Genomic DNA, 23,028 nt, shown 5'->3' with positions numbered 1-23,028 from the left:
AACATGAGCACCACTCATGTTTCAGGAGGTTGGGTGTGACACTGGACCATCTGCCTGCGGACTTCATCTGGGGCGCCTCGACGGCGTCGTACCAGATCGAGGGCGCCACCGAGGAGGACGGCCGCGGACCATCGGTATGGGACACCTTCACCGCCCGCCCCGGTGCGGTCCGCGACGGGCACACCGGTGACGTGGCCTGCGACCATTACCACCGGTACGAGGAGGACCTCGCGCTGATGGCCGAGGTGGGCCTCACCGGCTACCGGTTCTCCATCGCCTGGCCCCGGATCCGGCCGACCGGCAAGGGCGAGGTCAACCCCCAAGGCCTGGACTTCTACGACCGGTTGGTCGACGGCCTGCTCGCGCGCGGTATCGAACCCGTCCCGACCCTGTTCCACTGGGACCTCCCGCAGGGCCTCGAGGACGACGGCGGCTGGCTGAACCGCGACACCGCGCACCGCTTCGCCGAGTACGCCGCCGTCACGGCCGACAGGCTGGGCGACCGCGTCCGGAAGTGGATCACGCTCAACGAGCCGTTCATCCACATGGTCTGGGGTTACGGCCTCGGCACCCACGCGCCGGGCCGCGCCCTGTTCCTGGACTGCCTGCCGGTCGCCCACCACCAACTGCTCGGCCACGGGCTGGCGTCGGAAGAACTGCGGGCACGCGGCCTCCAGGTGATGATCGCCAACAACTGCACCCCGGTCCGGCCCGCCTCGGACGCCCCCGCCGACCTGGCCGCCGCGCAGGCCTACGACAACCTGCACAACCGCCTGTTCAACGACCCGGTCCTCATGGGCGCCTACCCCGACCTGGCGGCCTTCGGAGCGGACGCCACCCTCGGCGGCTCCGTCCGGGACGGCGACCTCGAACTGATCTCGGCCCCTTTGGACGCGCTCGGCATCAACTACTACAACCCGACCCGGATCCAGGCTCCGACGTCCGAGGGGCTGCCGTTCGAGGAGGCCCCCATCGAGGGCTACCGCCGCACCGCCTTCGGCTGGCCCGTCGTCCCCGACGGACTGCGGGAACTGCTCGTCGGCCTCAAGGAGCGCTACCCGGCGCTCCCGCCGGTCCACATCACCGAGAACGGCTGCTCGGCCGAGGACGTCGTCACCGCGGACGGCACCGTTCCCGACCTCGACCGCATCGACTACCTGGACGGCCACATCCGGGCCGTCGACGCCGCCGTGGCCCAGGGCGTGGACGTGCGCGGCTACTTCACCTGGACCCTGATGGACAACTTCGAGTGGGCCGAGGGCTTCCACCAGCGCTTCGGGCTCGTCCACGTCGACCACGAGACCCAGGTCCGCACCCCGAAGGCGTCCTTCGCCTGGTACCGCGACCTCATCCGCGCCCAGCGCGGCCGAGCCGCCCACCGCCCGTCGGCCGCACCGCTCCGCACGGCCGGCGGCGCCCGGTGACACGGACACCGACGTCTGCGCCGCCTCCCCCACCGGCGAGGGCGACGCGGCGACCTGACACTCCGTCCGTACGGTTCCGGAGCACCTGGTCACAACACCTGGCCGCTCCGGGACCGTGCCCGTCGTACCTGCACGCATGCCCGCACACATGCACGCGCGTACGCATGCCCCGCGCATGCCTGGTGCACGCCCGCGCACATGCCCCTACGCATGTTGTGCACAGCGCCTGCACACCGGGCGCCCACATTTTGCGCGACCGTCACCTCTGCCCGCCTTCCCCCATTCGGGGTCCTCTTGAATACTCCCGTTGCCCCTCTTCTTCGTGGACGGACATCACCGAGGCAACAGGAGGACCCCACTCATGACCGGGATCGATCGGCGTCGCTTCCTCCGGATCGCCGGAGCCGCCACGGGGTTCGCCGCCCTCTCCGGCTCCATCGAACGTGCCGCCGCCATCCCCGCGGCGCGCCGCAGCGGAACCGTCCAGGACATCGAGCACATCGTCGTCCTCATGCAGGAGAACCGCTCCTTCGACCACTACTTCGGGTCGATGAAGGGCGTCCGGGGCTTCGGTGACCCCCGCCCGGTGACGCTCCCCAGCGGCAAACCGGTCTGGCACCAGACGGGCGGCGGCAAGGAGACCCTGCCGTACCACCCGGACGCCGCCAACCTGGGCATGCAGTTCATCGCGGGCCTCGACCACGACTGGGCCGGTGGTCACAGCGCGTTCAACAACGGCACGTACGACAACTGGATACCGGCCAAGGGGACCGGCACCATGGCGTACCTGACGCGCGACGACATCCCGTTCCACTACGCCCTCGCCGACAGGTTCACCGTCTGCGACAGCTACCACTGCTCGTTCATCGGCGCGACCGACCCGAACCGCTACTACATGCTCTCCGGCCACGTCGGCAACGACGGCACCGGCGGCGGCCCGGTCCTCGGCAACCAGGAGGCGGGCTACGGCTGGACGACGTACGCCGAACGGCTGGAGAGGGCGGGCGTCTCCTGGAAGGTGTACCAGGACATCGGCGACGGCCTCGACGCGGCCGGCGGCTGGGGCTGGATCAACGACGCGTACCGCGGCAACTACGGCGACAACTCCCTGCTGTACTTCAACAACTACCGCAACGCCGAGCCCGGCGACCCCCTGTACGAGAAGGCCCGCACCGGCACGAACGCCAAGGCGGGAGACGGGTACTTCGACATCCTCGAGGCCGACGTCAAGGCCGGGAAGCTGCCGCGGATCTCCTGGATCGCCGCCCCCGAAGCGTTCTCCGAGCACCCCAACTGGCCGGCGAACTACGGGGCCTGGTACATCTCGCACGTACTCGACGCGCTCACCTCGAACCCCGACGTGTGGAGCAGGACCGCCCTGTTCATCACCTACGACGAGAACGACGGCTACTTCGACCACGTCGTGCCGCCCTACCCGCCGGCCTCCGCGAGCCAGGGCCTGTCCACCGTCGACACCACGCTCGACCACCACAAGGGCAGCATCGGGTACGCCGCCGGTCCCTACGGCCTCGGGCAGCGCGTCCCGATGATCGTCGTCTCCCCGTGGTCCACCGGCGGGTACGTCTGCTCGGAGACCTTCGACCACACCTCGATCCTGCGCTTCATGGAGAAGCGGTTCGGGGTGGCGGAGACCAACATCTCGCCGTGGCGGCGCGCAATCTGCGGCGATCTGACGTCCGCCTTCGACTTCTCCCTCCGGGTCACGGACCCGGCGGACCTGCCGGACACCGCGGGCTACGCACCGCCGGACCGCGACCGCCACAACAGCTACGTCCCGAAGCCGCCCGCCCGGGGCGCCCTGCCCCGCCAGGAGGCGGGGGCACGGCCGAGCCGCCCGCTCCCGTACGAACCCTACGTCGACGGGGCCGCGGACCTCTCGACCGGCAAGTACAGGCTGACGTTCGGTGCGGGAGACCGGGCGGGGGCCGCCTTCCAGGTGCGCTCACAGAAGCGCACCGACGGCCCGTGGACGTACACGGCGGCGGCCGGCAAACCGGTCTCCGACAGCTGGAACTCGGTCTACTCCGGCGGTGGTTACGACCTCGTGGTGCACGGCCCGAACGGCTTCTTGCGCGCCTTCCGGGGCGACAACAAGGCCGCCGAGCCGGAGGTGACGGCACGCCACGACGGCGTCACCGGCGGCCTGCGGCTCGTCCTGACCAACCCGTCGGCCGCCGCCGCGCGCCTCACCGTGACCAACGCCTACGGGGGCGAACCCCTGACCTGCACGGTCCGCGCCGGTGCCGCCCTCGAGCAGAACATCGACCTGCGCGCCACCAAGCGCTGGTACGACCTGACGGTCGTCGTCGAGGGCAACGCCGGATACCTGCGGCGACTGGCCGGGCACGTCGAGAACGGGCAGGCCGGCACGAGCGACCCGGGCATCGCGACCGTGTGATGAGGGCGACGGGCCGGGCCCGAAGCGCCTTCCGTACCGCTCACGAGCCTCCGGAACCGCCCCGGCCGGGACGGCGGTGCCAGCCGGCCGGTTCGGCGGCGAACCGGAGGCATGGCGAAGCTCCCGGTGGGCGCGCACGACTCCTGTCGTGCGCGCCCACCGGGAGCTTCGCCATGCCTCGGAACCGTCCGGCCCGCGATCAGGCCTTCTTGACCACGCTGGACTTGAGCTGCATCGCGCCGAAGCCGTCGATCCTGCAGTCGATGTCGTGACCGGCGACGCCGTCCTCGATGAGGCGGATGCCCCGGACCTTGGTGCCGGCCTTGATGCCGGTGGGGTGCCCCTTGACCTTGAGGGCCTTGATGACGGTCACGGTGTCGCCGTCGGCGAGGACATTGCCGACCGCGTCCTTGATGACGTGCGCGCCGGTGTCGGCGGACACGGCACCGGCGGATGCCGGGGACCATTCGTGCCCGCACTCGGGGCAGACCAGGAGGGCACCCATCTCGTAGGTGTAGACGCTCGCGCACTCGGGGCAGGGGGGAAGATTTTCGCTCACGGCCGTAGTCTATGAATCGACTAGCTGAATTGCGAAATTTCGCAAGTCGTTAGAATCTGAAGATGGCCGCGCCCCTGCTTCCCCACCCGGTGTCGCTCGCACGGAGACGCGGCCGCCCGTCGTGCGCGCGCCCTCGCGGGCGCTGGTCCAGGAGAGGATTCCGTGTCGGTTCCGCTGTATCAGGCCAAGGCCGAATTCTTCCGGATGCTCGGCCATCCCGTACGCATACGAGTGCTCGAACTGCTCCAGGAAGGGCCGACCCCGGTACGGGACCTGCTGGCCCGGATCGAGGTGGAACCGTCCGCGCTGTCCCAGCAGCTGGCGGTGTTGCGCCGCTCCGGGATCGTGGCCTCGCGGCGCGAGGGCTCCACGGTGGTGTACGCCCTGGCCGGGGGCGATGTGGCCGACCTCATGCGGGCCGCCCGGCGGATCCTGACCGAGATGCTCGCCGGGCAGAACGAACTCCTTGCCGAACTGCGCGAGGCCGAGCAGGGCCGGGCCGAGCCGTACCGGGCCACGGAGGACCGGGCCCAGCGGGGCCGGACCTCGGAGGGCCCGGCCGAGCAGGGCCCGACCGAGCAGGACCGGGCCGAGCCGTATCGGAGCGCGGAGGACCCGACCGAGCGGTATCAGGCTGCGGAGGACCGGGCCCAGCGGTATCAGGCCGCGGAGGTCACGACCTCATGAGTTCCGTGATGGGCCGGGCCCTGAGTTCCGTGCGTTCCCTCCTGCCCACCCGCGCCGATCTGGCGCAGATGGGCCGTGATCCGCGTCACAACCTGCTCGCCGGTCTGACGGTGGCGATCGTGGCGCTGCCGCTCGCGCTCGGCTTCGGTGTCACCTCCGGGCTCGGCGCGGAGGCGGGCCTGGCGACAGCGGTCGTGGCGGGAGCCCTGGCGGCCGTCTTCGGCGGATCGAATCTGCAGGTGTCCGGGCCGACCGGCGCGATGACCGTCGTCCTGGTGCCGATCGTCGCCCAGTACGGCCCCGGCGGCGTCCTGACCGTCGGCCTCATGGCCGGTTTCATGCTGGTGGCGCTCGCGGTGCTGCGCGCGGGCAAGTACATGCGGTACGTGCCCGCACCGGTGGTCGAGGGCTTCACGCTCGGCATCGCCTGCGTGATCGGACTGCAGCAGGTCCCGAACGCGTTCGGGGTGGCCAAGCCGGAGGGCGACAAAGTCCTCGTGGTCACCTGGCGGGCCGTGGAGGAGTTCGTGAAGGCACCGAACTGGACGGCGGTCGCCTTCGCCCTCGCGGTCGCCGCGATGATGCTCGTCGGCGCACGGCTGCGCCCGACGGTCCCCGTCTCGATCGTCGCGGTGATCGCCGCCACCGTCGTGGCACAGGTCTTCCACCTGGACGCGGCCGAGCCCATCGGGGACCTGCCCGCGGGGCTGCCCTCGCCCTCCCTGGCCTTCCTCGATCCCGGGGCGCTCGGTTCGCTGCTCGCACCCGCCGTCGCGGTGGCGGCGCTGGCCGCGCTGGAGTCGTTGCTGTCCGCGTCCGTCGCCGACGGCATGACGGTGGGGCAGAAGCACGATCCGGACCGGGAGCTGTTCGGACAGGGCCTGGCCAACATCGCCGCCCCGTTGTTCGGCGGCGTACCCGCGACCGGCGCCATCGCCCGCACCGCCGTCAACGTGCGCACCGGTGCCTCCTCGCGCCTGGCCTCCCTCACCCATGCCGTGGTCCTCGCGGTCATCGTGTTCGCCGCCGCCCCGCTGGTGTCGAGGATCCCGCTCGCGGCGCTGGCCGGCGTGCTGATCGCGACCGCGATCCGGATGGTCGAGGCCGGCTCGCTGCGCGCCATGGTGAAGGCCACCCGTTCCGACGCCCTGATCCTGATCCTCACCGCGGTGGCGACGGTCTGCCTCGATCTCGTCTACGCGGTCGTCATCGGGCTCGTCGTGGCCGGTGCCCTCGCCCTGCGCGCCATCGCCAGGCAGTCCCGCACGGACCAGGTGCCGCTCGATCGGGGCGAGCACAGCGCGGAGGAGCACGCGCTGCTGGCCGAGCACATCGTCGCCTACCGCATGGACGGGCCGCTGTTCTTCGCGGGCGCCCACCGCTTCCTGCTCGAACTGACCGAGGTCGCCGACGTCCGCGTCGTCATCCTGCGCATGTCCCGGGTGATGACGATGGACGCGACCGGTGCGCTCGTCCTCAAGGACGCGATCGAGAAGCTGAACCGGCGCGGGATCGTTGTCATGGCCTCCGGAATACGGCCGGGCCAGCGCCAGGTCCTCGACTCCGTCGGCGCGCTCGCCCTGTTGCGTCACGAGGGCCGCGAGTACGCCACCACCCCCGAGGCCATCGCCGGTGCCCGGAGCCATCTGGAGCGCGCAGGGGTCCTGCCCCCGGACCCCTCCCGGAAGCCGGGCCCCACCGGGACCGCCGCGCACGAGGAACCCGCTCGATGACCGACCGCACGGACCGCCCCGGGAACCCCGCCCCGCACGTTCCGTACATCCTGTAAATCCCGCATGTTCCGTACGTCCCGCACCAGTTGGTCGAGGTTTCCGGCGCCGTGGCGGCCGTGCGGGCCCGCCGGTGCGGTGGCCGCGCGCCTTCGCACCCGGGGGTGGGACCGGGTGCGAAGGCGCAGGGGCGGGGACGGGGGCGGTGTCAGCTGACGCGGTTGTAGATCGCCGTGCCGGGGCAGGCGGTGACGCCGAGGCGGGTGGCGCAGCCGGTGTACTGGCTGGAACCGTTCCACCAGGCCCAGCCGCCGATGGTGCGGCCGTTCAGCCAGGTGTACTGGCCGTTGTAGTTGGCGTCGTACGTGCGCAGGCTCCAGTGCACGTGGGCTCCGGTCGCGGAACCGCCGGCGCAGGTGTCGGTGCCGATGTTGCCGAGCAGGGCACTGCGGGCGATCGACGTCCCGTTGTAGTAGGTGGTGTTCCACATGTGGTAGTAGTCCGTCGAGAAACCGCCCGGGTGGATCACCCTGGTCCAGCCGCCCCCGGCGCCGCACATCGAGGTCGCCGTTCCCTCGCGGGACGAGCGGACCCGGCCACTGGCGTTGCCACCGGCGAAGTCGAGGCTGCTCCAGTAGCCGGTCGAGCCGGTGTGGGAGTGCGCGCCGCCGGTCAGGGTCATGTAGTAGTCGGGCATCCAGGGCAGCAGCAGCCCGTTGGTGTTGGCCAGGGTCCCCACCGACGGCCTCTGCTCCTGCGGCGTCGCCCTGCGCTGCGCGTATGCCGTCATGGTCTGCCGTTCCGCTGTGCCGACCAGGGGGGACTTCGCCACGTGGTCGGCGAATTCGCGGTCGCCCTCAAGGCCGGAGACCCACCGCCCGTCCTTGCGGTGGGCGATGTAGAGCCAGCCCTCCGGCTCGCCGTGCCGGGTGCGCGGCGCCTCGACGTAGGCGACGCCCCGGGCCCAGTCGCGCGAGACGGTGCGGACGTCGACGACCACCTTGCGGCCCTCGTCGGCGAGCTTGTCGACGGCTGCCTTCGGGGTGAGGCCCTTGGCGTCGTGGGACCGGGAGAGGACGTCGGCGGAGACGGCGTCCACCAGGGCCCGGCGGCCGGTGCCGAGGCGGTCGGCGACCGCGGACGGCATCTTCACGGTGACCCCGGCGGACGGCGACTGGGCGGTGGTCGCCGGGGTCGCGGACGGCGTCGCGGACGAGTCCCGGGAGGTCGCCGTCGCCGAGGGGGCGGCGACGAGCAGCCCGGTGACGGCGAGGGCGGCGAGGGCGGTTCTCACGGCGGTTCTGGAGAGCACGGGTGGTGTCCCTTTCTGTGCGGGGGAGGGTATGCCGGGGCCGGGGGTGGCGAGCGTGCGGGGGAACGCGGGCTGCGGCGCCGTGGTGGCTCTTCTCGGCGTACGGCCCGGCCCGCCCGTTGTGTTTCCGTCGCGCGGTGGGGCTTCGGGGTCGGCGCGGGGTGGGGTGGGCCGGGGTCAGATGCCGCAGTCGGGGGCGGACCAGTGCCGGCCGGTGCCGCCCGCGACGTGGACGTGGTCGTCGTGGTCCGGGTAGCCGGGGCCCAGGATCTGGGTGAAGCCGTGTTCGCGGGCCTCGAGGGCCAGGGCGCAGAAGCCCTGGGAGCCGGCACTCATGTCGGCGGCGAGGCCGTACATGTGGAGGCTGTCGGGGGCGCCGCCGACGGCGTCGTTGCAGGCGTGGTCGCGGAAGCCGTCGTTGATGCCGATGGGCCGGTCGCCCATCGCGTGCCGCAGGGCCTGGAGCTTCCACATGGTGACCAGGACGTTGGCCCGGACGGTGCCGGCATCGACCTGGCCGCCCGACCAGTCGGTACCGCACTGGTTGAGTTCCGACCAGTCGAAGTTGGCCGGGGAGCAGTCGCCCTTCTGGAGTTCGTAGAGCTTGCCGAAGGTGAGCGGGCCCGCGATGCCGTCGGCCTCCAGGCCGTACGCCGCCTGGAAGCGCTGCACCGCGGCTCTCGTGGCCGGGCCGAACTCGCCGTCGATGGCCAGTTCGCCGCCGAATCCGGGGTAGCCGGCGACCCGGATCTGGAGCTGTCGTACGTCCTCGCCGGAGGTCCCCTCACCGAGGGACCTGTTCCAGGTGAAGCAGGCGTTGGCGGGTGCGAGGCCGGCGGAGGCCGAGGCGGGCGCGAGGAAGGGGGCGGGCGCGAGGGAGGGCGCGGGGCTCTCGAACGCGGGGCTCGCGGACGCGGGTGCGGGTGCGGTGAACAGCAGGCTGACAGCGGCCAGGGCCGACGCGAGCAGCAGGGATGAACGCGATGTCATGTGGGGGGCCTCTGTTCGGACGGCGACATGGTCAGGGGCGCAGCCTCGCGAGTCCACCAAACCATTGTCAATGTCCAGTCAAGAAGTGGTGTGACCGGAAGCTGCCAGGCCGCGCCGGGACCGGGGTCGCACAGATGCCGTACGCGTGGTCCCGCCGTTGTGACGGCCACGGTCCCGGGGTCTTCCTGACAGCCGTTCACCGTTCCCGTCCCCGTTCGCCGCTCGTCCGGGCCGGGCTTTCACCGTGTTCCGGAAGACCGGTCGACCGGTACGGGTCCTCCCCCTCCGCTTCCCGCCGCGAGAGAGTGGCGCCCGGGCGGTGCCACTCGATCCAAAAGATCGTCCAGAACAGGGTTACGGGCGATCAGAAGTGAGCACATACCGTGATCGAGGCACTCTCAATCGTGTTGATCATCACTCTGGAGCGGTCAATTCCATGGGCTACCGTTCCCAACCATGATCATCTCTAGCCCCTCTTCCGGCCGTGCCATCACGACGACGGCAGCGCTCACCCGGGTGCTGTTCGGCGAACAAATGGAGCAGCATCACGAGCCGTGGCGCAAACTGTTCGGCACGGAGCCGTTCCGTTTCCGGGAAGGACTGTCGCCCGAGGAGCGTTCCGCTCTGTCGTACGAGCGGTTGGGATTAGTCAATGCCGCGCTCGAGAGTCCTGTCGACTTCGCCGGTGACGTGCAGCGGCTGACGGCGCTCCATGAATGGGTGGGCCCCGTGGATCCGGGGCTGGGGACGGTGGCGAGCATCCACTACAACCTGTTCCTCGGAAGCTTCTTCGACCACTCCTCCGGGCAGCCCGGCCACGACCTGCGGGAGTTCGCCGAACTGCGGCGGACGGGAACGTTCCTGTGCACGGAGGCCGGACACGGCAACAGCGCCTCGCAGTTGGAGACCACCGCCACGTACGACCACGCCGCCGGGGAATTCGTACTGCACACTCCCCACGCGGACGCGCGGAAGTTCATGCCGAACACCAGTTCCACGGGCGGCGCCAAGTCCGCCGTGGTCGCCGCCCGGCTGATCGTCGACGGCAGGGACCGGGGCGTCTTCCTGTTCCTGACCCCGCTCAGCGACGAGGACGGGCGCACGTTGCCCGGCGTGGAGATACGCAGGCTGCCGCAGACGGCCACGGCGCCGGTCGACCACTGCATCACGTCGTTCGACCACGTGCGGCTGCCGCGCGAGGCGCTCCTGGAGTCGGAGTACGGGCGCCTCACTCCGGAGGGCGCCTTCGTGAGCTCGATCGGCAGCCCCCGCAAGCGCTTCCTGAAGTCCATCGGCCGCGTGACGGTCGGCAAACTGTGCATGAGCGGCTACAGCCTCGGGGTCACCCGGCATGCGGTCGCCGTGGCGGTCCGGCACGCCCTCAACCGGCGGACGGCCGGGGTGACGACCGGTGGCAGCGTTCCGCTGTTCGCCCACCGGAGTCATCACACCCCGCTCCTCGAGTCCGTCGCCAGCACCTATGCGGCGACGCTGCTGCACCGGGCCGCGGTCCGGCGTTGGGTCGAGGCGACGGAGCAGGGGCAGGAGTCGGAGCAGGAGGACAGCGAGCGGTTCACGGCCATCGCGAAGGGCTGGATCACCTGGCAGGCGCGGGAGGTCATGACCGAGTGCCGGGAACGGTGCGGCGCTCAGGGGCTCTTCCTCGCCAACGGCATCGCGGGTCAGCTCGCCGCCAACGAGGGGACGATCACCGCGGAGGGCGACAACCTGGTGATCTGGGTGAAGGCGGCCGGCGAGATGCTCCTGGGGCACTTCACCCCGAAGCAGCCCTGCGACCTGGACCCCGCGACCCGGGACCTCGCCGACACCACGTTCCTGCAGGACCTGCTGGGCGACATCGAACGCATCTGGCACCAGCGGGCGCGCAGGCGCCTGCGCAGCGGACCTCCGGGAGATCCGCTCAACCGGTGGAACAACACCGTCAATTCGGCCCTGAAGCTGGTCGACGCCCATGCGGTGCGCCAGGCGGGCCAGGCCCTCCTGGACGCGGCGGCGGAAGCCACCGACGACGAGGCTCGACAGCAACTGGTCCTGCTTTACCGGTTGTTCGCGTTGCGCCAGGTCATGGCACACAGTGGTGATCTGCTCGCCGACGGGCACCTGACCGGCGGGCAGGTGCGGGAGTTGCAGGACGCTTCCGAAGGCGTCGTCGCGGCTCTCGTGCCGCACGCCGAAACGCTCGTGGCCGCGTTCGCCGTCGTCGAGGACGTCCTCCTCGACCATCCCATCGCCCGTCCCGAGGGGTTCGACGAGCAGCCGGTGCCGTCCTGGGACGGTACCGGGTCCGCGCCGCGGCGGGCTGTCGCCGCGGCGACGCCTGCCTGACCCTTCACCGCCCGGCCCCGGGCCGCGGGGGGTGCGCCGCACGGCCGCCCCTGTCATGACGCCCGGGGATCGGGGCGGGTGGGCCCGGTCCCGGGCGGCGAACTGTGACGCGGGGCCTCGGTGGGCTCACCGCACCGACGGAGGGCGGTGGGTGGCCCAGTACTCGGACGCGGTGATGCCCATCAGCACCACGTCGTGGTAGCCGCCGGCGAAGAACTCGTGCTGGCGAAGCCGTCCTTCCTCGACGAAGCCCAGAGCCCGGTAAAGGGCGAGGGAAGCGTCGTTGAAGGCGTGGATCTCCACTTCGCACTTGTTGCAGCGTTGTTCGGCGAACATGTAGGTGAGGAGCAGTTCGGTGGCCTCGGCCGCGTAACCCTTGCGGCGGTTTTCGCGGGTGATCCCGATGCCCGTCCTGAACCTTCCCGCCCGGCTGTCGAACGCGCCGACGGTCACGGATCCCGCGAAGGCCCGGTCGGCCAGCCCCTCGACGACCAGCCGGAACGCCTCCCCGCCCGGTGGACGTCCGGCGCGCTCGGCGGTCCAGGCACGGAAGCTCTCCTCGGAGCGGGGAGGATCGATCAGGTCGGCGGCGCGGACGTCCACGGTGTACCGGGCCAGGTCCCGGAAACCTTCCCAGTCCTCCGGCTCGACACCCCGCAGACGTACCTTCTCCCCGGTCCACATGTCGTCCATGACGCCCCCGCTTCCGTCGGCTGCAGGCGCTGTCCGCCGTGCACACGGATGCCGGATGATATCCCCGCCCCCATGATCGGGCGTCGTACGCGGAGTTCGGGTCCGTCTCAGGAAGCCGATGTCGTGTGCAGGAGTGCGGCGGGCTCGCGCAGGTGGGTGGCCGCCGTTCGCCACGCGGTGGTCACCGCGGTGCGGGCCCGCGCCGTCCGGTCGACGCGGGTGCCGGTCAGTTCCAGCGGCGCGCCCACGTGCACATGGAGGTCCGGTCGGCGCAGGGGTGCGGTGACCAGGCCGGCGAGCTGTTTGACGGGGTTGCCCGAGGTGATCCGGCGGGCTCCGGCCTGGCCCACGGGTATGACGGGGGCGCCGGTGCGCTCGGCGAGCCGGGCCAGGCCGCTGCGGAAGGTGCCGGGCTCCTCTTCCGCGGCGTCCTTGCGGCGGGGCAGGCCCCCTTCGGCGTAGATGAGGACCAGGCGCCCCCGCTCCAGGGCTTCCGCCGCGGTGTCCAGCGCCGCCGCGGCACGCCGGTCCCCGCGGAAGACGGGGATGTGTCCTTCGCGGACGAGCGCCCGGCCGAGCACCGGGACGCGCCACAGCCCCGCCGCCGCCATGATGACCGGCTCGGCGCCGAGGCGGCGCAGGGCGGCGACCACGATCGCGGGGTCGGCCAGGGACGTGTGGTTCGCGGCGACGATGCTGCCGGGCGCGAGTTCGACGCCGGGGTCGGTGGTCACCGACAGGCGGCCGACGGCGGGCACCAGGATGTCGGCGATGCGGCTGAGCATGAACGGTCTCCCCGTCTCGACGGTGTCGATCTTCATCGTCGGGGCGGGGGCCGGTCAGGACGTGAGTAGTCGTACCTATTTTCCGTAGGAGACCATCTGTTCGAGCCCTTGGCGGGGTCCTCGGTTCGAGGGTCCGGCCCTGCTCCCGGCTCCCGCGAAATGGTTCTCGCACCGGCCAGCACCGCCGCGCCGTGCCGGGCGAGGCTGTACAGGATGAGAACGTGGAAGGGCTTGATCACGGCGAAGTAGGCCCGTCCGGCGTACTTGTGGTAGCGCACGACCGTGGTGGTGACGCCCTCCCAGCCGTGCGGACCGGGGCGGACCTTGAAGGTCGACCGGTAGCTGAGGTGCTTGTCGTCCTTGCCCGCGACGACCGCGTCCTCCCCGACCCGGTACAGGCGGAGCGGCCCCGCCCTGCGGCCCTCCTCGATCCGGGTCTCCTCGCTCCGGTCTGTGCCCTTGAGCCCGAAGGGTTTCACCAGCGCGTCCCGCAGCCTCAGAAGACGGGTCGTCGACGCGGGAGGCGTGCCCAGCATCGCCTGGACGAAGTCGCGCGCGCTCGTGCCCTGCGGGACGTCGATGGCCACGGCGTCGATGTGGTCGCAACCACCGAGCATGCCGATGGTGTCCGCCGGATCGGGCTCGACGTGGCGGCTCCGGGGAACGGCTCGTCGGCCGTTCACCGGGTTCGCCCCTTCCGGGATTCCGGAGCGCGGACGCGGTTCCGGTCGGGTCGGGTGCGGTCCTTGTCGGGTCGGGTGCGGCCCTCGATCGCCGCCGCCGCGTCACGGAGCAGGCCGGGGGCCAGTCGGCGGTGGACGGCGGACAACGGGGGCCACACCCTGTGGCCCGGGCGCCTGGCGTAGTGCAGGAAGGTCCCCAACGACACCTTTCCGCCGGCCGCCCGCACGACGAGGTTGCCGGACAGGAACCAGGAGGCGGCCTCGAGCCGGATCCAGTCCTCGCCACGCCCGGTGACGCGCCAGCCCGCCACGGTGTCCGGCGAGCGACCCCGGCTGAGCCGAAGCCCCAACAGGCCTCGCCAGATCACTTGTTGGGCGAAGCCGGGGACGTCGCCGAACATGGCCCTGGCCCACTGCTCCGGGGTCGCCGAGGCGTCCGTCGCGAGGGTGAAGCGATCGGCGTAGTCGATGGCCGGCAACGAGCCGAGGGCGCGGAAGGACTCGGGAAGGGCGTGCACCCCCACGGCCGCGTCGACCACGGCCACGGGCATCCGCCCCCTCGGGCCGTCGGGTTTCACGAGAGCCGCCGGGCGGAGCCCGCACACGGGGCGAGCGGCCCGGACTCCGCGCCGGGACTTGCGTTCACGCTTGCCGAAGCTTGCTGACACATCACGTCTCCGCTCGTATATACGGTAGCGTATAGAAGAACGGTAACCCAGGTATACGGTGCCGTATACCTGGCGACGAGGTGAGGTGAGGCACATCGTGGGCGCGACGCGTACGCCACGTGACAGATGGGTCGAGGAGGGCCTGGCCGTACTGGCCGCCGCCGGGCCGGACGCGGTGCGCGTCGAAGTGCTGGCGAAGCGGCTCGGTGTCACCAAGGGTGGTTTCTACGGGCACTTCACCGACCGCGACGCGCTGCTGGAGGCGATGCTGGACGCCTGGGAGCGGGAGAGCACCGACGAGGTGATCGCCCGCGTCGAGCGCGAGGGCGGCGACCCGAGGACCAGGATCCACCGCGCGGGCATGCTGACCTTCTCCGACGACCGCCTGCTCCCCATCGACCTGGCGATCCGCGCCTGGTCCCGGCACGACGAGTCGGTCGCCGAGCGCCTGCGGCGCGTCGACAACCAGCGCATGGCCCTGCTGCGCGAGATGATCGGCACCTTCTGTTCCGACCCCGACGAGGTCGAGGCCCGCAGCCTGCTCGCCTTCTGCGCGGCGATCGGCGCCCACTTCCTCGCCGCCGACCACGGCGAGCGCACCCGGGCCCAAGTGCTCGCCCACGCCGCCGACCTGGTGCTCGATCGCCCCCGGAAAGACACGGGTTCCTAGAGCGTCTTGTCCCGGACCGGCCATGGGACTTGTTCCAGCGGGTGGTGCCGGGGGCGCCGCCACGTCCGCGAGGCGGCGGGCGACGCCCTTGAGGGGCCGGTTCGACTCAGGCCGCGTCGCGGGCCTTGCGGCGGTGCATGACGGCGGCGGTGCCGCCACCTGCGACGATCAGGGCACCGGCCGCACCGGCGATCTCCGCGGTGTGGTCGCCGGTGCCGGTTTCGGCGAGTGCGGAGCCCTTGTCGGCCACGCCGTTCGTTGCCGTGCCGGTCGCGGCCGTGCCGACCGTGACCGTGCTGCTCGTTGCGGGCCCGGAGCCCTGGTCGGCGGCCGGGCGCGCGTGGGCGGGGGCGTTGGCCTTCATCGTCCTGGTGATCCACTCCACGTAGGCGGGTGCGCTGGTGTAGAGGCCGGGGCCCTCGGAGCACGGCACCTGCGGGGCGCCGGGTCCTGAGGTGACGCCGATCAGCTCCCAGCGGCCGCCCCGGCCCTTCTTGATCTGCGGCCCGCCGGAGTCGCCGAAGCAGGCCATGGAGTTCGGCTTGGTGGTGATCGTGCACAGGCGCGTGCGGTCCGCGTAGCCGGGCGCGCATTCGGACTCGGCGCCCCTGCGGGTGTTCAGCTCCTGCAGCCGGTCGGGGAAGGTGTGCTCGGTGTCGCTGGTGGTGCCGAAGCCCAGGAGCCGGGTGGGTGTGCCGGGCCGCCCCGGCTCGTCGGCGATCCTGATGGGCTTCTGGGTGACTGGGCGGTCCAGGCGTATCAGCGCGATGTCGTTCTTGTTGGCGGCCTTGTTGTCACCGTTGACGTAGCCGGGGTGGACGAAGGACCGGTCGATCTTGCGGACGGTGCCGCCGGACTTGCGGTGGTCGGCGCCGACGCGCACGATGCCGTCGAGTTCGATGCCCTCGACAGCGAGGCAGTGGGCCGCCGTCAGCACCCACTGCCGGTCGATCAGCGACGCCCCGCAGTTCCCATCGATCAACCCCTGCGACGGCGCCGACTCCGGGATGACCGCCATGAAGGGATAGGTCTCGCTGGAGTCCGACCCGTTGACGATGGCCGTGGCGCTGCCGCCCATCACGGTGGTGCAGGCCGCGACGGCGAGGGCGCCGACGACGACGGTACGGACGGCGGCGGTGCGGACGGTACGGCGGCCCAGGGGCTTGAAACTGAACACGGGTGGGTTCCTTTTGCTTGGTGGATCCTGTGCGTTCAGCCTCGTCGTGCCGAGTCGGACAGACCATCCGGGCAGCAGGCCGGTCGGTCCTGTGGGCAGCCCCACCTGCGCACGGGGGGAAACGAGGACCCCATGCTCCGACGAACCGGCCCGGCGGTACCCGTCCCGGGAGATGGCCACGGGCCAGAGGCGGCCGGTGAAGTCCTGCGCGGGCAGGATCACCAGGTCGCTCGCGCGCTGCCGCCGGGGTCGTGCACGTAGGACAGGAGGGAGCCGCCGTCCTCGCCCCCCCGCCTCGCGGCGCGGCGAGTCAGGTACCCCGGCCCCTCGGCGGGGCCCCCACCCTCTCTCGGGCACGTCGAGCGGAGGGTGTGCCCGATGACGTCACGCGGGGTCGGAGTCGTCCCACTTCCATCCGGTTTCGGGAAACCGTCCGAGCAGGTCGGACAGCGAGGGTGCCTGGGGGACGGCGGACGACCAGTCCTGGGCGGAGACGTCGAGGAGGACCAGCGGCGGAGGGTCCTGCTGGAAGTCGTAGGTGAGCATTTCGCGGCTTCCGTCCCCACCGATGACGAGGCTGCCCGGGAAGCGTTCCTGGAACTCACCGGCTTCGTTGACCCCGATGAGCTCCGCGACGGCGTTGATCATCAGGAAGTCGTCCGCCGGGGGCACGAACCGGCTCATGCTTCCCTCCGTCATCAGGAAGTGCCGGTAGTCCTCGGGGAAGCGGACTCCGAAGTGGCGTTCGGCCTGCGCGATCCGGTCCTCGTTCGAACTCACGGGGTCATTCTGCCAAGCCCCGACCGGCATCCCGGCGTCCGGACGCCCCGGTGCCGTGGTCACAGGATCACTTCGCTGCCGACCGGAATGAAACCGCAGGCCAGGAAGGCGCGCAGCGAGCGGGCGTTGCCCGGGGCGACGGCGGCGAAGACCGGTTCGCCCTCCGGTACGAGGGAGAGCGCGTCGGCGAGGAGGCCGCGCCCGCGGCCCCGGCCCGCGTCGTGCGGGGCATGGAGTTCGATGCTCAGCTCGCGGCGTCCGGCAAGGCCGTGGGCCAGGGTGACGATGCCCCGTTCGTCGCCGTGGACCGTGACGTCGTCCCGCAGTTCACGGGCGCGGAGGACGCGGGGGTGGGTGTCCGTTCCCTCCGTCCGTTCGGCGAGGCGGGGCGGGGCGGGCCGCCGGTGCCGCGTGCGGTGAGGGTGACGTCGACGGTGTCGATCCAGCCGTCGGGGCCGGCGAGGCGACGGAGGAAGTCGGGCGCCAGGGAGGCGCCGAAGCCGTCGGGCCGTCCGGCGTGCACCTCTGCCGCGGACAGGGCGGTGGCGACGACCGCGTGCCCGGTGAAGGCGACGGAACATTCCAGCCCTCCGGGCAGCGGCGGCAGCACGGTCACCCCACCGTCGCACGACGGGAACCGGCCGTCGGAGGCGTCGGTGAAGTGGGCCAGGAGCGGGTGGGGTTCAGGCATGGACGGTCACCTGTGCGGCGAGGGGACCTGCGGGGCCGTGACGGTTCATTCCGGGCACTCCAAACCCCCGTGGCACACCACCCTCGGGGGCAGGCCCTCCAGCGGGCGGTGGACCGGGTAGCCGATCGTCAACGGCTCGTCCTCCGCCACCCCGGCGGTCGGGTGGATGCCGGAGAAAGGTGGCAGGAGCATCGTCGCGCAGCCGTCGACGTCGAACTCGAAGTACTCCTCCAGGGGGCACGGCACGGGCAATGTGCCGGCGGGACGCGCCATTCCATCCATCAACCGTGCCGGGTAACTGCCGACCCCGCCCCTGCCGGGCGAAACCCCGTACGGACGTCGCCGTCCGTCGATAGCCTCTTGATCATGTCATCGCGTGATCGCGCGATGACAGAAAGGAGAGAGCATGGTCATGGCAGAACGTGGGGTTCCGTCCCGTGTGGTGGCTGCGGAGCGGGTCGCCTCCGAGATGGGGTTCAAGAAGAGCTGCATCCCCGAAGTGGGCAGGCTGCTCGGGCTGGCCGCCGCCTCGAAGCCCCACGGGGTCCTCGCGGAGAGCGGTACCGGCTCGGGAGTGGGCACCGCCTGGCTGCACAGTGGTCTCGGTCCCGGCGCGCGGCTGGTCACCGTGGAGCGCGACGAGGCGCTGGCCCGCCGGGCGGCCGGGATCTTCGCGGACGACGAGCGCGTCAGCGTTCTCACCGGGGACTGGCGGCTGCTCGATCAGCACGCCCCGTTCGACGTCTTCTTCTGCGACGGCGGGGGCAAGCGCGACGACGCCCAAAAGGTCGTCGAGCATCTCGCTCCCGGGGGCCTGCTCGTCCTGGACGACTTCACCCCCTCGCCGCACTGGCCGCCCCGCTTCGAGGGCGAGGTGGACGATCTGCGGCTGTTCTACCTCACGCATCCGGCCCTGGAGGCCACCGAGTTGCTCACGACACCCACCAGTTCGGTGATCATCGCCACGCGCCGCACCTGACCGGTGTTCCCCGCCCGGCCACCGGATCGGCAGGGCCGGATACTTGGGCGGTACATCCCCAATGCGTACCCGGCACACTCCCGGTACTTTCCCGGCATGAGCGTCGACGGCACATCACCGAAGGCCGGCCCCGTCCCGGCGGCCCGGAACGTTCCTCCTTTCGACCCCGAACTGGGCGCGGCGCTGGCGGATTCGGGGGGCGGGGCGAGGGAGCCGTTCACCCCGGAGAACCTCGCCTCCCGGCAGGAGCGGGACGCCTCGGCCCGGCCCCGGCCGACGGTCCGGGAGCTCCGGGCCGACGGCCGCTTCGAGGTGGAGGAGTTACGGGTGCCGGGAGCGGCGGGCGGGCAGGACGTGACGCTCGTGAGCGCGCGGCCCGCCGGGACCACCGGGCCGCTGCCCCTGCTGTACTACATGCACGGCGGCGGGATGATCATGGGCAACGCGTGGTCCGTGCTTCCTCGGCTGCTGCGCGCATGGGCTCTCCCGCTGGGGCTGGCTGTCGTCTCCGTCGAGTACCGGCTGGCACCGCGGGTGCGGCACCCCGCCCCGCTGGAGGACTGTTACGCCGGTTTCGTCCACGTGGTCGCGCACGCGGACAAACTCGGCATCGACGCGGACCGCGTCGTCGTCGGGGGGAAGAGCGCCGGTGGCGGACTCGCCGCGGCGCTCGCCCTGCTCACCCGTGACCGGGGCGGGCCCACGCCGATCGGGCAGTTGCTCCTGTGCCCGATGCTCGACGACCGCGGGAACACCTTCTCCAGCCATCAGATGGCCGGTGTCGACACCTGGGACCGGACCTCCAACGCGACCGCGTGGCAGGCGTTGTTGGGCGACCGGTACGGCGCCGCGGACCTGCCGCCCTACGCGGCTCCCGCCCGTGCGACGGATCTGTCCGGGCTGCCCCCGGCCTACCTCGACGTCGGTTCGGCCGAGACCTTCAGGGACGAGAGCGTGGCCTACGCCCATGCGATCTGGCGGGCCGGGGGCCGGGCCGAACTGCACGTATGGCCCGGTGCCTTCCACGGCTTCGACACCCTCGCGCCGCAGGCGGCCCTCAGCCGGGACGCCCTCGATGCCCGTACCCGCTGGCTCCGGCGCGTCCTGCGTCCCTGAGACCCCACGAGGGCGGTCGTGGCCAAGGCCGTGGGCGTCCGTCAGCCCGTGTCCGGAAGGCCCCGGTCATCAGGAAGGTCCCAGTCGTCGCGGTGGTCCCAGTCGTCGCGAAGCCCCCGGTGGTCGGGGAGGTCGAACAGGCGCTGCGTCCTGCGGTCGTTCTCCCGCCGGAGCGCGGTGGCCCACGGCCAGGGGTCCTCGGGCCGGAGGCGGGGACAGACCGTGTGGTGCGCGATGCGGCACCGGGTACCGGGAAGGGGTTCCGCGTCCCACGGGTTCATGGCGGCCCCGTCCATGGTGATGATCCAGCGCCGTCGTGGGGGCACGGTGTGGGCGGGGACGAGGACGCGGGGTTCGAGGAGGATCCAGTGACCCGCGTGGAGGGTGGGGTAGCGGTCCTGACGGAGGTCGCAGAAGGGGCAGTCGGGCGGATCGGGCGGGCGTGGGGCGACGGCGCCCTCCAGGAGGGCGCGGAACATGTCGTCGGTGTTGTCCGGACCTGGTGTGTTTTCGGTGTCCCCCATGCTCTTCAGGATCCGGACGGGTTCACGGGGCCGGTAGGTCACGATTCGGCCGTGCCGGGTGAGGGAGCGGCGGTACCCGTTGTGCCGAACCGGTGTGCGCCCTGTCCGGCGCACGCCCGGGCAGCGGTCGCGGGGGCCGGGCAGCGGACGGGCACGGTGGACCACCCCCATGCCACCGGCCCCGAGTCCGCCCTCCAGCGTGTACGCGCCGATGGAAAGCGGATCCCCGTCCTGCAGCGTCACCTGTGCTGCCCTCTCCGCCTGCTCTTCGTCCTTGAATGGCTGGCAAAGCGGCCCCCGTGATGTCCGTGCCGGAGACGGCGGAGAATATCGACAGCAGGGTGGCGCGGAGCGGTGCACCGGCTCTCGCGAGCAGGCCGCGCGCCTCACTCCGACGAAGCGGCCGGAGGGCCGGGCCGAGCCGGGCCGTTACAGGACCACCCCGGGCTTGTCACGGCGTCTGCCATGGAGTGGTCGTGCCGGTCGCGGTCCCGGACGGGCGGCCCGCGACCGGCACTTCCATCACGTCCTACCGCTTGTAGCGGTTGTGGCCCGTGGCCTTGACGGACTTGCAGGTACGGCTGGTGTCGGACCCGGAGCGGACGGCCGGCGCCTTCACGTTGTAGTAGTTCACGGTGTAGGTGTTGCCCGAGAACGTGTTGCCGCCCTTTCCGCACGTGTTGGCCCTCGGGAACACCCAGTAGGTGAACATCCCGTAGTTGCCGTTGCCCCGGATCTTGCCCCGGTAGTCACGCCCCTTCGCGAAGGTGTTGTCCCGGACCTTGTTGCCGCTGCTGCCGTCGCTGGCGCGGACCGGATCGCCGGAGATGACCTTGAAGGTGTTCCCCGCCACGGTGTTTCCGTTGCTCCCCGGAGTCCGCTGCGTCTGGTTGAAGGCGAGGTAGACGCCGTGGGTGTTTCCCCGGTTTGTCTTGTTCTCGAGATTGAGGAACCGGTTCTTGGTGATCTTCGCCTTCGACACGTAGTTCAGGTGCACTCCGGCAAAGCCCTTGCCGCCCTTGACCCAGGCGTTGCCGATCTGCTTGAAGGTGATCCCGTTGACCACGAGTCCCCTGACCGGGCCGTCCTTCTTGGTCCCCGTGGCCTTGATCCCGCCGTCGCCGTAGCGCTGCACGGTGTACGGCCCCTGGAAGTTCAGCTTGGGCGACTTCGGGCCGACCTTCGTCCAGTACCCGGCCTTGGCCTTCCGCCCGTCGAACGTGACGGGGCCCGTTCCCGGCTGGGCCCTGACGGTGACCGTGCCGTCGGCGATGCCCGGCGCCCATTCCACCCCTGCGTCGTCGTAGGTGCCGCCGCGGAGCAGGATCGTCGCGTTCCTGGTGTGCCCGGCCGCGAGCACGGCCTGCGCGTCACGCAGCGAGCCGACCGGGTTCCGTGCCGTGCGGCCGGCTCCGGACGCCGCCTGTCGGAGCGGCTTCCCCGAGAGCCCGGCGAACGAGGTCCCGCCGGGGCCGACGTAGACGGTGATGTCTTCGCCCCCGGCCGGGGCGGCCAGTGCCCCGGCCCCGCCGGGAGCCGCCATCACGCCGGCCGTCGCCAGGCACAGCAGGCCGATGCTCAGGTGTTTGCGCATGGATGTACCCCCTGGTCCAAAATCATGCGAGGCACGGCGGGGCGGGAAGTCCGCCCCTTTTCCGGCCGTGCGACAGGAACGCTGCCGGGCCCGTATCCGCACCACAAGCGTTCCGCGCTGTCCGGGGCTGTCCCGGACAGCCCCGGACACCTGGCCGGAGGGCCGTGGCACCGAGCTGCCGTGGCACCGGACGACTGTGTCCCGGGCAGCCGTGCACCGGACAACCGTGCGCCGGGCGGGTCAGTGCCGGGCGGCAGTCCGACGGCGCGACAGTGCGCCAGTGCAGCAACACCCGGATGGGCGGAAAATGGCTTTTGTTGGGGATTTGCCCGCTCCGGTCGAATCCCCCGACGTTGCTCGCCCGCAGCGGAGGACTTCAGGAACAGCGGCGGAGGACCTCAGGAGCACATGTCCCGAGCGAAGGGAGCCATCCCCATGAAATCCCTCGAGCGCGCCCCGGTCGGCAGGCGTCGCACGGTCGCCGCCGTGCTTGCCGCCACCGCGGCGATCGGCGGCGCCGCAGCCACGACCGCCGCTTCTCCCTCGGACGCCGGTAGCGGTGTCCGGACAGGCGTCGTCGCCGCCCTGCCGGGCACCGACAACGACGACAACGACGACGCGTTGATCAAGAACGCCAAGGTGGACATCAAGCAGGCTGCCGAAGCCGCCGAGAAGTCCGTCGCCGGCACGGTCACCGCGGCCGACCTGGACGGCAGCATGGACAAACCGGTCTGGAAGATCGACGTGACGGCCTCCGACGGCACCGAGCACGAGGTCACCGTCGACGCGACCGATGGCAAGGTCACCGCCACCCGCACGGACAAGGACCAGGACCCCGACGACCGCAGTTACGACGCCGCCCTGGCGAAGTCCGCCAAGACCGACCTGGCCAAGGCCGTCGACGCGGCCCTGGACGAGGTCAGCGGCACCGCGACCTCCGCCGGCCTCGAGAAGGACCACGGCACCACTCCTGCCTGGCACATCGACGTCACGAACCCCAAGGACAAGGACAAGGGCAGGGACCACGAGGTCACGGTCGACGCGACCACCGGCAAGGTGACCGCCGTCAGGACCGACGAGGAGGACAACGGCCGCAACGCCGACGACCGTTCAGGAGCCGTCCGGCTGCCGGCGTGACCGCCTCCCCCACGGCCACGGCCCGGCACTCCGGGAACGCGTTCGGCCCCAGCGACAGGCCTCG

The 23,028-nt window shown here is 71.4% G+C and carries 21 protein-coding genes and 1 pseudogene; 9 read left to right on the top strand and 13 right to left on the bottom strand.

Annotation, left to right across the window (positions count from 1 at the left end):
• Positions 1-35 precede the first annotated feature (35 nt).
• Both OCT49_RS38035 and OCT49_RS38030 read left to right on the top strand, forming a co-directional pair.
• Positions 36-1,424, top strand: coding sequence for a GH1 family beta-glucosidase (locus OCT49_RS38035; protein ID WP_283856735.1), 1,389 nt, complete (start codon positions 36-38; stop codon positions 1,422-1,424).
• Between the two features lie 361 nt (positions 1,425-1,785).
• Positions 1,786-3,843, top strand: a complete 2,058-nt coding sequence (locus OCT49_RS38030) for a phosphocholine-specific phospholipase C (RefSeq protein WP_283856734.1) — start codon at positions 1,786-1,788, stop codon at positions 3,841-3,843.
• A 199-nt stretch (positions 3,844-4,042) separates the two neighbouring features.
• Here the strand turns inward: OCT49_RS38030 and OCT49_RS38025 are convergent, their stop codons facing one another.
• The gene (locus OCT49_RS38025; protein ID WP_283856733.1) at positions 4,043-4,402 is read right to left on the bottom strand and encodes a zinc ribbon domain-containing protein YjdM; all 360 of its coding nucleotides are present in this window, start codon (positions 4,400-4,402) and stop codon (positions 4,043-4,045) included.
• A 162-nt stretch (positions 4,403-4,564) separates the two neighbouring features.
• On the opposite strand from OCT49_RS38025, the pseudogene OCT49_RS38020 reads away from it, so the two are divergent.
• Together OCT49_RS38020 and OCT49_RS38015 are read left to right on the top strand one after the other, a co-directional pair.
• Positions 4,565-4,891 (top strand): annotated as a pseudogene (locus OCT49_RS38020) (ArsR/SmtB family transcription factor); the annotation flags it as partial.
• Positions 4,892-5,085: 194 nt separating this feature from the next.
• Positions 5,086-6,822: a SulP family inorganic anion transporter gene (locus tag OCT49_RS38015; protein ID WP_283856732.1), complete on the top strand. Its 1,737-nt coding sequence runs from the start codon at positions 5,086-5,088 to the stop codon at positions 6,820-6,822.
• A 205-nt stretch (positions 6,823-7,027) separates the two neighbouring features.
• Here the strand turns inward: OCT49_RS38015 and OCT49_RS38010 are convergent, their stop codons facing one another.
• On the bottom strand, positions 7,028-8,131 hold the full coding sequence (locus OCT49_RS38010) for a M23 family peptidase (RefSeq protein ID WP_283856731.1): 1,104 nt from the start codon (positions 8,129-8,131) through the stop codon (positions 7,028-7,030).
• 177 nt (positions 8,132-8,308) lie between these two features.
• A complete protein-coding gene (locus tag OCT49_RS38005) occupies positions 8,309-9,121 on the bottom strand; it encodes a D-Ala-D-Ala carboxypeptidase family metallohydrolase (RefSeq protein WP_283856730.1) in 813 nt (270 codons plus the stop codon).
• A 456-nt stretch (positions 9,122-9,577) separates the two neighbouring features.
• Between OCT49_RS38005 and OCT49_RS38000 the strand changes: the two genes are divergently transcribed.
• Positions 9,578-11,467, top strand: a complete 1,890-nt coding sequence (locus OCT49_RS38000; RefSeq protein ID WP_283856729.1) for an acyl-CoA dehydrogenase family protein — start codon at positions 9,578-9,580, stop codon at positions 11,465-11,467.
• A 126-nt stretch (positions 11,468-11,593) separates the two neighbouring features.
• Here the strand turns inward: OCT49_RS38000 and OCT49_RS37995 are convergent, their stop codons facing one another.
• The 4 genes from OCT49_RS37995 to OCT49_RS37980 form a co-directional block, all read right to left on the bottom strand.
• A complete protein-coding gene (locus OCT49_RS37995) occupies positions 11,594-12,160 on the bottom strand; it encodes a GNAT family N-acetyltransferase (protein WP_283856728.1) in 567 nt (188 codons plus the stop codon).
• Positions 12,161-12,267: 107 nt separating this feature from the next.
• Positions 12,268-12,945 (bottom strand): lysophospholipid acyltransferase family protein, encoded by a 678-nt coding sequence (locus tag OCT49_RS37990; RefSeq protein WP_283856727.1) that lies wholly within the window; start codon positions 12,943-12,945, stop codon positions 12,268-12,270.
• 32 nt (positions 12,946-12,977) lie between these two features.
• Complete coding sequence (locus tag OCT49_RS37985; RefSeq protein WP_283856726.1) at positions 12,978-13,628, bottom strand: DUF2867 domain-containing protein; 651 nt, start codon at positions 13,626-13,628, stop codon at positions 12,978-12,980.
• Entirely contained in the window at positions 13,625-14,179 is a 555-nt protein-coding gene (locus tag OCT49_RS37980) for a hypothetical protein (RefSeq protein ID WP_283856725.1), read from the bottom strand. The genes OCT49_RS37985 and OCT49_RS37980 overlap by 4 nt, the downstream gene beginning before the upstream one ends.
• 214 nt (positions 14,180-14,393) lie before the next feature.
• Between OCT49_RS37980 and OCT49_RS37975 the strand changes: the two genes are divergently transcribed.
• Positions 14,394-14,966: a TetR/AcrR family transcriptional regulator gene (locus OCT49_RS37975; RefSeq protein WP_283856724.1), complete on the top strand. Its 573-nt coding sequence runs from the start codon at positions 14,394-14,396 to the stop codon at positions 14,964-14,966.
• A 106-nt stretch (positions 14,967-15,072) separates the two neighbouring features.
• On the opposite strand, the gene OCT49_RS37970 is transcribed toward OCT49_RS37975, so the two are convergent.
• The 4 genes from OCT49_RS37970 to OCT49_RS37955 form a co-directional block, all read right to left on the bottom strand.
• Positions 15,073-16,143, bottom strand: coding sequence for a trypsin-like serine protease (locus OCT49_RS37970; RefSeq protein WP_349632847.1), 1,071 nt, complete (start codon positions 16,141-16,143; stop codon positions 15,073-15,075).
• A gap of 384 nt (positions 16,144-16,527) precedes the next feature.
• Positions 16,528-16,923 carry an SMI1/KNR4 family protein gene (locus OCT49_RS37965; RefSeq protein WP_283856723.1) on the bottom strand — a complete coding sequence of 132 codons (396 nt, stop codon included), beginning with the start codon at positions 16,921-16,923 and terminating at the stop codon, positions 16,528-16,530.
• A gap of 244 nt (positions 16,924-17,167) precedes the next feature.
• The gene (locus OCT49_RS37960) at positions 17,168-17,614 is read right to left on the bottom strand and encodes a hypothetical protein (RefSeq protein ID WP_283856722.1); all 447 of its coding nucleotides are present in this window, start codon (positions 17,612-17,614) and stop codon (positions 17,168-17,170) included.
• A gap of 45 nt (positions 17,615-17,659) precedes the next feature.
• On the bottom strand, positions 17,660-17,860 hold the full coding sequence (locus OCT49_RS37955) for a hypothetical protein (RefSeq protein WP_283856721.1): 201 nt from the start codon (positions 17,858-17,860) through the stop codon (positions 17,660-17,662).
• Between the two features lie 160 nt (positions 17,861-18,020).
• Between OCT49_RS37955 and OCT49_RS37950 the strand changes: the two genes are divergently transcribed.
• On the top strand, positions 18,021-18,593 hold the full coding sequence (locus OCT49_RS37950) for an O-methyltransferase (RefSeq protein WP_283856720.1): 573 nt from the start codon (positions 18,021-18,023) through the stop codon (positions 18,591-18,593).
• 96 nt (positions 18,594-18,689) lie between these two features.
• Positions 18,690-19,709, top strand: a complete 1,020-nt coding sequence (locus tag OCT49_RS37945) for an alpha/beta hydrolase (RefSeq protein ID WP_283856719.1) — start codon at positions 18,690-18,692, stop codon at positions 19,707-19,709.
• A gap of 41 nt (positions 19,710-19,750) precedes the next feature.
• On the opposite strand, the gene OCT49_RS37940 is transcribed toward OCT49_RS37945, so the two are convergent.
• Both OCT49_RS37940 and OCT49_RS37935 read right to left on the bottom strand, forming a co-directional pair.
• On the bottom strand, positions 19,751-20,233 hold the full coding sequence (locus OCT49_RS37940; protein WP_283856718.1) for a DUF6083 domain-containing protein: 483 nt from the start codon (positions 20,231-20,233) through the stop codon (positions 19,751-19,753).
• 529 nt (positions 20,234-20,762) lie between these two features.
• The gene (locus OCT49_RS37935; RefSeq protein WP_283856717.1) at positions 20,763-21,827 is read right to left on the bottom strand and encodes a right-handed parallel beta-helix repeat-containing protein; all 1,065 of its coding nucleotides are present in this window, start codon (positions 21,825-21,827) and stop codon (positions 20,763-20,765) included.
• A gap of 435 nt (positions 21,828-22,262) precedes the next feature.
• Here OCT49_RS37935 and OCT49_RS37930 point away from each other — a divergent pair, with 435 nt between their 5' ends.
• The gene (locus OCT49_RS37930; protein ID WP_283856716.1) at positions 22,263-22,964 is read left to right on the top strand and encodes a PepSY domain-containing protein; all 702 of its coding nucleotides are present in this window, start codon (positions 22,263-22,265) and stop codon (positions 22,962-22,964) included.
• Positions 22,965-23,028: the final 64 nt, after the last annotated feature.

The sequence above is a fragment of the Streptomyces sp. ML-6 genome (assembly GCF_030116705.1).
GTDB lineage: Bacteria > Actinomycetota > Actinomycetes > Streptomycetales > Streptomycetaceae > Streptomyces.
Note: the sequence above shows the minus strand (reverse complement) of the source record. Positions and strands in the feature narration are given on the sequence as shown.